Consider the following 13090-nt stretch of genomic DNA (forward strand, 5'->3'; position numbering starts at 1 on the left):
CGGTCAGGGGGTCGTGCAAGACCAGTTGGGTCAGTTCGCGGTTGGCCTCGGTCAGTGAGCGCGCCAGGTCAGCGGTGCGTACTTCCAGTCGCGCATCGGCGCGCTGACGTCAATAAGGCGATGCTCAACACCGCCAGCGTGGTGATCAGCACCAGATTGTCGAAGACCTTGCCATTCAAGCCGCTGGCAGCAGCCATAGAAGCTGCCCCCAGGAAACGCGCTGCCGCCATGCCGGTGTAGTGCATGCCGACGATGGCGAGGCCCATGACCACCGCCGCCGCCACGGAACAGCCCACTGACATGCAGGGTGTGCTGTCGCAGCCGGAAGGCGATCGAAACCGCCCGAGGCGCCAACGGCGATCAATAGCGCAAGGTGCCAAACAGTGTCGGGTTGTAGTCGATGACCGGTTGCATGCGCATCGCGGCCATGCCGGTGTAGTGCATCGCACTGATCCCGGCGCCCATCACCAGCGCGCCAAACGCCAGCTGCCAGGCCGGCAACCGAGGCTGGCTGACCAGCCGCAGGGCAAATCCGCAAGAAAGGATCGCGGTCAGCGGCGACAGCAATGTGATGGTGAAGTCGTAGCCCAGGTCGATCGGCAAATTGAACGCGAGCATGCCGATGAAGTGCATCGACAACCACACCCCGATGCCCATGGCGAAGGCTCCACCCGCCGTCCACAAATACCGCCACGGCCTCTGGCCGTAGCGATACGCCCGGTCAGGTCGAGCGCGGTATAGGACGCAGAATCGCCACAGAGCGAAATGATAACCAGCGTGGGAATAGCTACCGATCAGCATGAGACTTCTCCGCGAGCGCCCGGCGTAGAGGTTTTACTCTGGGGGCAAATGCCGGCGATTGTACTGAGTGCGTAAAGAACGCACTTACAAAATAGCCAAATAGCCATCAACCCGATGAAACGCCTGTTTGATGCCCGCGAGGCTGCGTTCGGCTGCGAAGCAGTCGTAAATCCACCACGCGCGGTTTCCACGAAACACCGCGTCGCCTGGTTTCACGACGCTTCGCAGCCGACGTGCTCCCTCTACGGTAAGCTGCTACAAGCTAACGCAGCTCGCGCTGCTCGACAGCTGCTACGAGCAAACGCGGGGCTCGGCAGCGGCTACAGGAGTCTACTGGTTTTCGCTGACCTGCAACGCCCCGTCCAACACGCCACCAGCGCGGCAATCAATTGCACGCTGGCAATCAGCCAGCTCTGCAATAAATCCAGCACGTTGCGTTCGTTGCTCAGTGCCGTGGCCTGAACCACCACCACATCCAGATAAGCAATCAAACCGGCCTTGTACTGATTCTGGGTCAGGCGCAACGAGATACGCGCCGCCTCCAGCGCTTCCTGGCGCACGCCGACTTCCTGCTCAGCGCCTTGAGCTGCACCAGGTAGTTTTCCGCTTCACTGGAAACCATCGAGCGCGGTCATGGCCGGTACCGTACCGTCTCGTCGTAGGCGGCTTCGCTGCGATCGACTTCGGCCAGACGCTGGCCGCCATCAAACAAGGTCATTGCCAACTGCGGTAAGACCGACCAGAAGCGATTGGGTACGCTGATCCAGTTGGAATAGGTGCTCTGCTATACCCGCCGTTCATGCTCAAGGTGAAATCCGGGTAATAGGCTGCCTTGGCCACGCCGATGTTGGCGTTGTGTCCGCCATCACGACGCTCGGCGGAAGCGATGTCCGGGCGACGTTCCAGCAATTGCGAAAGCGGTCCACCGGCACTTCGGGCAAGGTCGGAATGGTGGTGGTTTCCGCCAGACTAAACTCGGCCAGGGCAGCCCGATCAATACAGCGATGGCGTTCTCGAACTGGGCGCGCTGCCGGATCAGGTCAACCATGTCTGCCTGCGTGCTTTTGAGTTGAGTCTGCGCCTGCGCCACCGCGTCGCCCGGACACACCGGCGCGGTATTGGTTTTCGGTCATTGTCAGCGAACGCTGATAAGCCTCGACCGTCGCTTCAAGCAAGCGCTTCTGTTCATCGATCACGCGCAATTGCAGGTAGTTCTGCACCAGCTCCGACTGCTGACTCAGACGCATGGCAGCCAGGTCGGCGCCAGCTCTGCCTGGGCGTTGGCGGTGTCGGCTTCAAGGCCTCGGCGTAATTTGCCCCACGCGTCCGCTTCCCAACTGACACCGGCCTGGGCGGTGTAGGTGTCACGAATACCGCTGGAGGAGCTGGTCAGGCTCGAATTGCTGCTGCCGGTGCCCTGGCTGGAGCGGTTTTTACCGACGGTCAAATCAACCGTCGGAAAAACGCCCCGCGGGCACTGCGCACCAAGGCTTGTGCCTGGCGGTATTGCGCCTCGGACTGGGCCACGGTCTGGTTGGAGCTGTTGAGTTTTTCGATCAGGCCATTGAGCTGCTGATCGCCATACAACTCCCACCAGGCACCGCGTGCCAGGGAATCGCTGGGGCTGGCCTGACGCCACCCCGCCGCTTCCATTGTACTGCACCGGCGCGGCCGCTTGCGGGCGCTGATAATCCGGACCCACGGCACATGCGCTGAGCATTGCCGCGCACAGCGCCAGGCTCAAGCAAACGCGAGCCTCGGGCAGCGGCCAGCGGGGCGGCCAGATGGATAAGCGAACGGTCAGTCATAGCGGAGTTTCCAAAGCGAAAGCATCGGTACGTACCCCACGCCATTTATTGAAGCGATGGCGCAGTTTGTCGAGATAGAGGTAAACCACAGGCGTGGTGTAAAGGGTCAGCACCTGGCTGAAAATCAGCCCGCCGATGATGGTCAGGCCCAGTGGCTGGCGCATTTCCGCACCTTCGGCACGGCTCAGCAGCAACGGCACGGCACCGAGGATCGCCGCCAGCGTGGTCATCAGGATCGGTCGCAGGCGTTGCAGGCAAGCACTGCGAATCGACTCCAGCGGTGCCAGGCCTTGATGGCGTTCAAGTTGCAGCGCGAGGTCGATCATCAGGATGGCGTTTTTCTTCACCACGCCAATCAGCAGGAACAGGCCCAGCAGCGAAATCAAACTGAACTCGCCGCCCAGCGCGTAGATCGAGAGCAATGCACCGACCCCGGCCGACGGCAAGGTCGACAGAATCGTCAGCGGATGAATGTAGCTTTCATACAGCACACCCAACACCAGATAGACCGCCAACAGCGCGCCGAGAATCATCCACGGCTGGCTCTTCTGGGTCGCGGCGAACGCATCGGCGGTGCCCGCCATTTTCGCGATCACGTCTTCGGGAAGTCCGAGCGTGGCAATCGCCCTTTCGATGGCTGCGGCGCCCTGCTCCACCGTCACGCCTTCGGCCATGTCGAACGACAGGCTTTCGGAGGCAAACTGGCCTTCGTGGCTGACCCGGTCGTTTTCCAGGCTTCTTTCGTAATGGGCGATGGTCGACAACGGAATCCGTGCGCCATCGGCTGTAATCACCTGCACCTGTTTGAGGGTGATCGGGTCCTGTGCATCTCGGATTGACCTCCATCACCACCTGATATTGGTTGAGGCTGTCGTAAATCGTCGAGATTTGCCGCTGGCTATAGGCGTTGTTAAGCACCGAGGTGACCATGTCCATGTCGACGCCCAGGCGCTTGGCCTGATCGCGATCGACAATCAGCGTGACCTGTTGCGCACCACGGCCTTCCCGAGCGTCAATCGCCGTCAACTCCGGCAGCGCCTTGAGCGCGGTGACGACTTTGGATACCACTCGCGTAACGCGCCCAGATCACCGCTTTGCAGGATGTAGGAATACTGCGACGACGTCTGTTCGCGACCGCCGCCAAATTGCAGGTCCTGGTCCGCCATCAGCATCAACTGTGCGCCAGGACCTGCGACATTTCTGCGCCAGGCGCTCGATGACTTTTTGCGCGGAAATGTTGCGTTCCTTGATCGGTTTCAGGCGCACCAGCATGAACGCGTTATTGGTGCCGTTGCTGCCGCCAATGAACCCGGCGACGCTTTCCACCGCATCGTCCTTGAGCACGGCACGGCGGAAGGTTTCCATTTTCGGCTGCATCACGCTGAACGACAGACCGTCGTCACCGCGCACGAAACCGATGAGCTGACCGGTATCCTGCTGCGGCAAAAACGTCTTGGGCACCACCACGTACAACGCGATATTCACTCCGATCGTCACAAACAGGCTGAGCAAGGTCAATCGGCGGTGGCGCAATACCCAGTCGAGGCTCGTCGCGTATTTGCCGACCATCCATTCGTTGGCGCGCTGGCTCCAGCGCTGCAAACGGTTTTCCTGGCCCGGCGTATGCGGCTTCAGCCAGCGGGCGCAGAGCATCGGCGTCAGCGTCAGCGAAACCACCAGCGACACGACGATGGACGCTGCCAGGGTGATGGAAAACTCACGGAACAGGCTTTCAATGATGCCGCCCATGAACAGGATCGACAGGAACACCGCGACCAATGAAACGTTCATCGACAGCAAGGTAAAGCCGACTTCCTGGAGCGCCCAGGTACGCGGCTTTCATCGGTGGCACCGCCTTCGTCGATGTGCCGGGAGATGTTCTCCAGTACAACGATGGCGTCGTCGACCACCAGACCGGTGGCCAGGATCAGCGCCATCAGCGACAGGTTATTCAGCGAGAAGCCATAGAGGTACATCACCGCAAAGGTGCCCACCAGCGACACCAGGACCGCCAGTGTCGGAATCAGCGAGGCACGGAAGTTACCGAGGAACAGGAAGACCACCAGAATCACCAGCGTCACCGCGATCAGCAGGGTCATTTCCGCTTCGTGCAGGGTCGCCTTGATCACCGGCGAACGGTCCATCGCCAGGTTCAGCTTGACGCTGGCCGGCAGCACCGCCTGCAACGCCGGCAGCTGCGCCTTGATCTCGTTGACCGTCTCGATGATGTTGGCCCCCGCCTGACGGTTGATCACCAGCAACACCGCCGCGTCGTCGTTGAAGAAGCCGCTGTTGTAGCGGTCCTCGACGCCGTCGCTGACCTTGGCCACATCCTTCAGACGCAAGGCTGCACCGCCGTTGTAGTGGATGATGAGCGACTCGTAATCCTTGGCTTTTTCCAGCTGATCGTTGGCCTGCACCTGCCACAACCGCTCGCCGTCTTCGACCGAGCCCTTGGGCCGACGCACGTTGGCATTGGCGATGGTGTTGCGCACATCATCCAGTGCCACGCCGTACTGATTGAGCGCCTGCGGCTCGAGTTCGATACGCACCGCCGGCAACGAACTGCCGCCGATCTGCACTTCGCCCACGCCCTGCACTTGCGACAGGCTCTGGGACAGGATCGTCGAGGCCAGATCGTAGAGTTGGCCCTTTTCCAGCACGTCCGACGTCAGCGACAACACCATGATCGGTGCCTGGGACGGGTTGACCTTTTTGTAGGTCGGCATGCTGCGCATCCCGCTCGGCAGCAGGTTGCGCGAGGCGTTGATCGCGGCTTGCACTTCCCGGGCCGCACCGTTGATGTCGCGGTCGAGGTCAAATTGCAGGATCACCCGGGTCGAACCCTGACTGGAGCGGCTGCTCATGGTGTTGACCCCGGCGATGGTGCCAAAGGACCGCTCCAGAGGCGTAGCCACGGTCGAGGCCATGACCTCGGGACTCGCGCCGGGCAGACTGGCCTGCACCACGATCACCGGGAAATCCATCTGAGGCAGCGGTGACACCGGCAACAGGCCGAAACTCACGCCGCCCAGCAACATGATCGCCAGGCTCAGCAACATCGTCGCGACCGGGCGCTTGATGAAAGGTCCGGAAAGGTTCATGGCTGCTCTACCGCTTCCACGGCTTCAGACTTACGGCCCCAGCGCCGACCGAGGCGATCGAAGTACAAGTAGATGACGGGCGTGGTGAACAAGGTCAGCACCTGACTCAGCAGCAAACCACCGACCATCACCAACCCCAGCGGTTGACGCAATTCCGCGCCGGAACCAGTGGCCAGCATCAGCGGCACGGCGCCGAACAACGCCGCAAGGGTGGTCATCAGAATGGGCCGGAAACGAAGCAACGCGGCTTGATAGATCGCGGTTTCCGGGTCGATGCCCTGATTGCGCTCTGCATCGAGGGCGAAGTCGATCATCATGATCGCGTTTTTCTTCACGATGCCGATCAGCAAAATGATGCCGATGATCGCGATCATGCCCAGGTCATTGCCGCTCAGGATCAAGGCCAGCAACGCGCCGACCGCCGCCGAAGGCAAGGTCGAGAGAATGGTGATCGGGTGGATGTAGCTCTCGTACAACACGCCGAGCACGATGTACATGGTCACCACCGCCGCCAGAATCAGCAGCAAGGTGCTCGACAGCGAGGCCTGGAACGCCTCGGCCGCACCCTGGAACTGCGTCTGCACGCCAATCGGCATGCCGATGTCTTTCTGCACCTGGTCGATGATCTCGACGGCATGCCCCAGCGCCACGCCCGGTGCCAGGTTGAACGACATCATCACCGCGGGGAACTGGCCGATGTGGGTGATTGCCAGTTGCGCCTGACGCTCTTCGATGTGCGCGAGGCTGGACAGGCGGACTTGCCCGCCGTCGGTGGTTTTCACGTGAATCTGATTCAGCGCATCCGGGCCGATCTTCTCCCCGGATTGCGATTGCAGCACCACGCGGTACTGGCTGGCCTGGGTATAGATGGTCGAAATCTGCCGCTGGCCAAAAGCGTCGTACAGCGCATCGGTGATGTTCGACACCGACACCCCGACCCGCGAAGCGGCATCACGGTCGATCACCAGATAGACCTGCAAACCCTTGTCCTGCAAGTCGCTGGCAACGTCGGTCAGCTCGGGTCGTTGGGCCAGCGCTTCGACGAGGCGCCCGCTCCACAGGCTCAGCAGCTCTGCATCTGGCGAAGACATGCTGAACTGGTATTGGGTGCGGCTGACGCGGTCTTCGATGGTCAAGTCCTGCACCGGCTGCATGAACAGGCGAATGCCCACCAGCTTGTTCACTTCAGGTTGCAGGCGTGCAATCACTTCGGTTGCGCTTACATCGCGATTGCTGTGGGACTTGAGGTTGATCAGCAGGCGACCGCTGTTCAGCGTCGAGTTGTCACCGTCCACGCCAATGTAGGACGACAGAGCTTTCAACCGCCGGGTCGGCAAGGATCACCTTGGCCAGCGCTTGCTGACGGTCACTCATGGCCGCGAAGGAAATCGACTGCGGCGCCTCGGAAATCCCCTGGATCACCCCGGTGTCCTGCACCGGGAAGAAGCCTTTGGGCACCACCATGTAAAGGAATACGGTCAACGCCAGGGTGCCGACGGCCACCATCAACGTCAGCGGCTGGTGCTTGAGCACCCACTGCAATTTGCGCCCATAAGCGGCGATCATCCAGTCAATCGCCGCGCCGCTGGCCCGGTAGAAACGGCCCTGCTCTTCTTCCTTGGGTTCACGCTTGAGCAAACGCGCGCACATCATTGGCGTCAGGGTCAGGGACACCACCAGCGAAATCAGGATTGCCACCGCCAGGGTGATCGCAAACTCCCGGAACAGGCGCCCCACCACGTCAGCCATGAACAGCAGCGGAATCAGTACCGCGATCAGCGACAGCGTCAGGGAAATCAGGGTGAAACCGATTTGCTTCGCGCCCTTGAGCGCTGCATTCAGCGGGCTGTCGCCCTCTTCTATAAACCGGGAAATGTTCTCCAGCATCACGATCGCATCGTCCACCACAAAACCGGTGGCGATGGTCAGTGCCATCAGGGTCAGGTTATTCACCGAGAAACCGGCGAGGTACATCACGCCGAACGTGCCGATCAACGACAGCGGCACGGCAATCGAAGGAATGATCGTGGCACTGGCGCGGCGTAGAAACAGGAACGTAACCATCACCACCAATGCGATGGCGATCAGCAATTCATGCTGCACGTCCTTGACCGAGGCGCGAATGGTTTGGGTGCGGTCGGTCAGTACCGTGACGTCGAGGCCGGCCGGCAGGTTGTCGGTGATGCTTGGCAGCAAAGCCTTGATCCGGTCGACCACTTCAATGACGTTGGCACCGGGCTGGCGCTGAATGTTGAGCAGTACGGCCTGGTTCTCATTGGCCCACGCCGCGAGGCGTTCGTTTTCGGCACCGTCGACGATTTCCGCGACATCCTTGAGCCGCAACGGCGCACCGTTGGCGTAGGCCAGGAATGAGGTTGGCGTAATCCTTGGGCGAGGTCAGCTGATCGTTGGCATCGAGCATCGACACCCGGGTCGGGCCGTCGAAGTTGCCTTTGGGTTGGTTGACGTTGGAGGCGCCGATCAGCGTGCGCACATCCGACAAGTTCAGACCGTTGGCCGCCAGAGCCTCCGGGTTGACCTTGATCCGCACCGCCTGGCGCTGCCCCCGGCAATGCTGACCATGCCGACGCCGCTGATCTGGGCGATTTTCTGCGCCATGCGCGTGTCAACCAGGTCATTGAGCTTGGGCAACAGCATGGTTTTGGAGGTAATGGCCAGGGTCAGCACCGGGGTGTCCGCCGGGTTGACCTTGTTGTACACCGGCGGTGCCGGCAGGTCCTTGGGCAGCAAATTGGTGGCGGCGTTGATCGCGGCTTGCACCTGCTGTTCAGCGACATCCATGTTGATGTCGAGACTGAAGCGCAGCGTCAACACCGAGGCGCCGCCCGAACTGGTCGACGCCATCTGGGTCAGGCCCGGCATTTGCCCGAACTGACGCTCCAGTGGCGCCGTGACCGCGCTGGTCATGACGTCGGGACTGGCACCGGGATAGAGCGTCATCACGCGAATCGTCGGGTAGTCGACTTGTGGCAACGCCGACACTGGCAGCAACCGATAGGCAATCAAACCGGCCAGCACAATGGCCAGCATGCTCAGGGTCGTGGCGACCGGGCGAAGGATGAACAGCCGCGAGATGTTCATGCGCCGCCCTTTTTCGCCTTGTCGGCGGCTACCGGCTCAGTCGTCTCCGCCGCCGATTTGCCTTGCAGGTGTTCGGTCGGGGTGGCCGGCACTTCCTGGGGGTTATTGACCACTTCGACTTCGCTGCCTTCCTTCAAGCGGTCGGTGCCTTCAAGCACTACGCGATCCCCGGGGGCCAGGCCTTCGGTGACCACGGTATTGAGCCCGTCGCTGGCGCCGACTTTCAACGCGCGAATGGTGACTTTTTTGTCGCCGTCCAGGGCATAGACGAAGGTGCCGTTGGTGCCAAACTGAATCGCCGCCGACGGCGCGAGCACCACCCCTTTGAGGGTGTCGGCCAGCAAGTGGACGTTGACGAACTGATTGGGGAACAGCGCTTGATCGCGGTTCTCGTAGCGTGCCTTGAACTTCAGCGTACCGGTGGTGACGTCGATCTGGTTGTCCAGGCTTTGCAGCACACCGGTGGCCTGCAATTGGGTGTCGCCACGATCCCAGGCTTCGGCGGGCAGTTTGGCCCCGGTGCGATAGCGTGCCAGTACAACGTCGAGGCTGTTTTCCGGCAAGGTGAAAGCAACGCTGATCGGCTGGGTCTGGGTGATGATCGCCAGCGCCGTGGTGTCGTTGGCGGCGACGAGGTTGCCGACGTCCAGCTGACGCAGGCCTACACGCCCGGTAATCGGTGCGCGGATCTTGGTGAATTCGAGATTGAGTTTGGCGTCGTTGACCGCCGCCTGGTTGGTCTTGACGGTGCCTTGGTACTGACCGACGAGGGCCTCGGCGGTGTCCAGGGTTTGCTTGGCGATACTGTCTTCACGGTACAGGCCGCGATAACGCTCGACATCGACCTGGGCGTTCTTCAATTGCGCCTGGTTTTGCAGCAACGTGCCTTCAGCCTGGAGCAAGGCGTTCTGGTACGGGCGTGGGTCGATTTCTGCCAGCAGGTCACCGGCCTTGACCATCTGCCCTTCTTCGAAGGAAATCTTGATCAGCTCCCCGCCCACACGGCTGCGCACATTGATGGTGTTGAGTGCAGTGACAGTGCCGAGCGCTTTGTAGTACAGCGGGAAATCACCCTTGACCGCAGGGGCCACACGCACGGGCACCGAGGCCGGTCGCCCCGCCGAAGCCCGGGCGCATGCCACCGGACTTGCCGGTATGGCCGGCCACGGCTTTCTGCCCTGTGCCCTCCTTGTGAGTCGCACTGGTGGGCCAGAATTTCCAGCACACGCCTGCGATGACCAACAGGACAAGCAGGCCGAACAGCCCAGCGACGAGGACTACGGGAAGCGGAGGATTGCATTGAATGATCAACCATTGGGCGCGTGGGCTTCTTCTACATGAGGCTGAACGATAAGCACTGGCGGCTATTAAGCAAAGCGGCTTTACCGGCAATTTACCTTCGGCTTACGTAACAGGTTGTTTGGCCAAGACACTGAATCACAAATGAAAACGGCCTGGACAGGGCCAGGCCGTTAACAATTGTAAAGCTGTCGCTTATTTCAGAACGGCGAGTGCAGCTTCGTAGTTCGGTTCTTCAGCGATTTCCTTGACCAGTTCGCTGTGCAGGACGTTGTCGTTTTCATCCAGAACCACGACCGCACGGGCGGTCAGGCCTTTGAGCGGGCCGTCTGCGATGGCAACGCCGTAGTTCTCGATGAACTCGGCACCACGCAGGGTCGACAGGTTTTGCACGTTTTCCAGGCCTTCGGCGCCGCAGAAGCGTGCCTGGGCGAACGGCAGGTCAGCGGAGATGCACAGCACAACGGTGTTGGCGACATCGTTGGCCTGGGCAGTGAACTTGCGTACCGAAGTGGCGCAGGTCGGGGTGTCGACGCTTGGGAAGATGTTCAGCACTTTGCGCTTGCCGGCAAAGTCTTTCAGGGTGACGTCGGACAGATTGCCGGCAACCAGGAAAAGGCTGGCGCCTTGGAACCGGCTTGTGGCAGTTGGCCGTTGACTTGAACCGGGTTGCCTTTAAGAGTGACTTGAGCCATGAACTGAGTCCTTCTGAACGTTGTGGTGGAGAATTTTGAAGAGGCCGAAGTTAACCACGAAATGGCCCGACGACCTATGCCCAGATACAAATCGTGAAGTCTTGCTGGCGAAACTGGATACAACCCTTCCAAACCCCGCATGGCCGCAGGCACGCAGCCCGGGTTGCTCTATAGCGTACAGCCCTCCCCGGCCACCACTTGGTGTTCTTGACGAAAGGCAACCGAAAACCCACGGGCTCAATCACTGGTCTTTAATTTGGCAGCACTGTCGATTTAAACGACGTTCATTCGACTAGTCAGCGAGTCCAGTCAAATCCAGCGGAGATACAGCCATGCGATTCATGATCATTGTCAAAGCCAGCCAGGATTCCGAAGCCGGCATCATGCCCAGCGAAGAACTGCTGACCGCCATGGGCAACTACAACGAAGAACTGGTCAAGGCAGGCATCTTCGTCGAAGGCGAAGGCCTGCAACCCAGCAGCAAAGGCACACGTGTTCGCTTTTCAGGGGACAAACGCACCGTCATCGACGGCCCGTTCGCCGAAACCAAGGAGCTGATTGCCGGCTACTGGATATGGCAGGTGCAGTCGAAACAGGAGGCGATCGATTGGGTCAAGCGCTGCCCGAACCCAATGCCGGGCACCGAGGCCGAGATCGAGATTCGCCAGGTGTTCGAAGCTGAGGATTTCGGTGCCGAGTTCACCCCGGAACTGCGCGAGCAGGAAGAACGACTGCGCGCCGAGGCCAAAAAACGCTGAACATTTTCAGGCCGGGTTTGCCGGGTGCACGCGTGATTGTTTTACGCGGTGTATCAGGTGAATCCGGCGTCACCTGAACACCAGGATCGGCGGTAACCCCATGATTTGGTATTAACTTTTTAGTACACACAAATAACGAAGTTCTGTGCACAAAATCAAAGATTTAATCCTTTTGACTGGAAAAGTCGTGACTAGCTGCTAGCGTCAGATTTGTCCTACGGGCTTGGTGGGAAATTGATTACGTATTAACGGCCAGGAAGTGCCGAGTAACCCAATGAGCCAGAAGGGAATCGGGAATGATGTTTCAGCATAAAAAAAATAACGCTTTGTTGTTGGCGGCAGCACGCTTTTCGCCCGCCGTTTACGTGCAGGCCAATAACGCCGACGCACTCAACAAAATTAACCCTACACGGAACCTTTCGCTCAGCGCCGCCCAGTCATCCGGCACTCGCCTCGCTCCCCATAACGCCAGCGTCACCTGCCTCGGCGCCCCGAACCTGTTCGACATTTCAAGTCCGAAAGCACACCCGCGGTCAATGGATAATGCCGCCACTGACACTCGTGGGCGCAAAGCCATGAACCACGCACCCAAAACCTGCAGGAGCACCGTGATGGGACTGAAGACGACAAGGAAAGCCGCATTCACCGCACTCACGCTATCCATGACGCCACTGGCGGGCCAAGCGGACAACGCGCGTGACTGGCAGAACCTGCCGACCGACCTGAACATGGTGTTCGGCTATTACAACCTCGTTAATAGCAACACGCCGATCGATACGTCATTGCCGCTTGATGGCTTGTCCCTGAACGCGGACCTGTACATCGCCCGTTTTGCCCGCTCGTTTGCCATCGACGGGCGTAACAGTGCGGTTCAGGTCCTGCAACCTTACGCCGACGTTTCCGCCTCGTTCGATAATGGCCAGTTCTTCAATGGCACCAAGCACAACGGTGGCCTGGGCGATACGCAGGTGGTGCTGGTGCACAACATTTTTGGTGGCCCGGCGCTGACCCCGCAAGAATTCGCCACCTGGACACCCGAGACCTTTCTGACGGGGGCGTTGTGGATCACCGCGCCCACCGGTGATTACGACAAGGACCGGGTCATCAACATCGGCGCCAACCGCTGGGCGTTCAAGCCGGAAATTGCCTTTGGCACGCCGATTGGCCCGACCTGGCTTGAACTCAACACCTACGTCTCGCTGTACGGCGACAACGACGATTACCACGGCGACGGCACACTTGAGCAAAAAGCGCTGTATTCCATCGAAGGTCACTACAGCTACACCTTCAACCGCGCGCTGTGGGCCTCGATCGATGGCACCTACAACCGAGGCGGCGAGACCAAAATCAATGGTGACTGGCAGGACAACAAACAGGAAAGCAGCCTGTTGGGTGCCACGGTCGGCTTCATGCTGTCGCCCCAGTTTGGCGGGTTGATCGCCTATTCGGACACCGTCTCCGAGCGCACTGGCTCCCCTGACGTCAACACCTGGACCTTACGCTTGCAATACGCCTGGTAAAGG

The 13090-nt window shown here is 60.2% G+C and carries 9 protein-coding genes and 5 pseudogenes; 2 read left to right on the plus strand and 12 right to left on the minus strand.

Going from position 1 to position 13090, the window contains the following annotated elements; genetic code table 11:
* The 11 genes and pseudogenes from AB4N76_RS00005 to tpx all read right to left on the minus strand — a co-directional run.
* Positions 1 to 801, minus strand: a pseudogene (locus AB4N76_RS00005) (MHYT domain-containing protein); the annotation flags it as partial.
* Positions 802 to 1121: 320 nt separating this feature from the next.
* A pseudogene (locus AB4N76_RS00010) lies at positions 1122 to 2609 on the minus strand (efflux transporter outer membrane subunit).
* The gene (locus AB4N76_RS00015) at positions 2606 to 3403 is read right to left on the minus strand and encodes an efflux RND transporter permease subunit (RefSeq protein ID WP_460163946.1); all 798 of its coding nucleotides are present in this window, start codon (positions 3401 to 3403) and stop codon (positions 2606 to 2608) included. Before AB4N76_RS00015 ends, AB4N76_RS00010 begins: the two are co-directional and overlap by 4 nt.
* A 94-nt stretch (positions 3404 to 3497) precedes the next feature.
* Positions 3498 to 4400 (minus strand): annotated as a pseudogene (locus tag AB4N76_RS00020) (efflux RND transporter permease subunit); the annotation flags it as partial.
* Entirely contained in the window at positions 4397 to 5713 is a 1317-nt protein-coding gene (locus AB4N76_RS00025) for an efflux RND transporter permease subunit (protein WP_460163947.1), read from the minus strand. The gene AB4N76_RS00025 and the pseudogene AB4N76_RS00020, both read right to left, overlap by 4 nt.
* The gene (locus AB4N76_RS00030) at positions 5710 to 7008 is read right to left on the minus strand and encodes an efflux RND transporter permease subunit (RefSeq protein WP_460164656.1); all 1299 of its coding nucleotides are present in this window, start codon (positions 7006 to 7008) and stop codon (positions 5710 to 5712) included. The genes AB4N76_RS00025 and AB4N76_RS00030 overlap by 4 nt, the downstream gene beginning before the upstream one ends.
* The gene (locus tag AB4N76_RS00035; RefSeq protein WP_460163948.1) at positions 6998 to 8056 is read right to left on the minus strand and encodes an efflux RND transporter permease subunit; all 1059 of its coding nucleotides are present in this window, start codon (positions 8054 to 8056) and stop codon (positions 6998 to 7000) included. The genes AB4N76_RS00030 and AB4N76_RS00035 overlap by 11 nt, the downstream gene beginning before the upstream one ends.
* Entirely contained in the window at positions 7986 to 8264 is a 279-nt protein-coding gene (locus tag AB4N76_RS00040; protein ID WP_460163949.1) for an efflux RND transporter permease subunit, read from the minus strand. The genes AB4N76_RS00035 and AB4N76_RS00040 overlap by 71 nt, the downstream gene beginning before the upstream one ends.
* Entirely contained in the window at positions 8219 to 8815 is a 597-nt protein-coding gene (locus AB4N76_RS00045) for an efflux RND transporter permease subunit (protein ID WP_460163950.1), read from the minus strand. Before AB4N76_RS00045 ends, AB4N76_RS00040 begins: the two co-directional genes overlap by 46 nt.
* A pseudogene (locus tag AB4N76_RS00050) lies at positions 8812 to 10130 on the minus strand (MdtA/MuxA family multidrug efflux RND transporter periplasmic adaptor subunit). Before AB4N76_RS00050 ends, AB4N76_RS00045 begins: the two are co-directional and overlap by 4 nt.
* 179 nt (positions 10131 to 10309) lie before the next feature.
* A pseudogene (gene tpx, locus AB4N76_RS00055) lies at positions 10310 to 10809 on the minus strand (thiol peroxidase).
* 332 nt (positions 10810 to 11141) lie between these two features.
* Between tpx and AB4N76_RS00060 the strand changes: the two are divergent.
* Positions 11142 to 11567, plus strand: coding sequence for a YciI family protein (locus tag AB4N76_RS00060; protein ID WP_046032181.1), 426 nt, complete (start codon positions 11142 to 11144; stop codon positions 11565 to 11567).
* Positions 11568 to 12041: 474 nt separating this feature from the next.
* Here the strand turns inward: AB4N76_RS00060 and AB4N76_RS00065 are convergent, their stop codons facing one another.
* Positions 12042 to 12209, minus strand: a complete 168-nt coding sequence (locus AB4N76_RS00065; protein WP_371916712.1) for an SWIM zinc finger family protein — start codon at positions 12207 to 12209, stop codon at positions 12042 to 12044.
* Between AB4N76_RS00065 and AB4N76_RS00070 the strand changes: the two genes are divergently transcribed.
* On the plus strand, positions 12179 to 13087 hold the full coding sequence (locus tag AB4N76_RS00070; RefSeq protein WP_046032209.1) for a transporter: 909 nt from the start codon (positions 12179 to 12181) through the stop codon (positions 13085 to 13087). The genes AB4N76_RS00065 and AB4N76_RS00070 overlap by 31 nt on opposite strands.
* Positions 13088 to 13090 lie beyond the last annotated feature (3 nt).

The organism is Pseudomonas sp. S2_F03 (genome assembly GCF_054668335.1).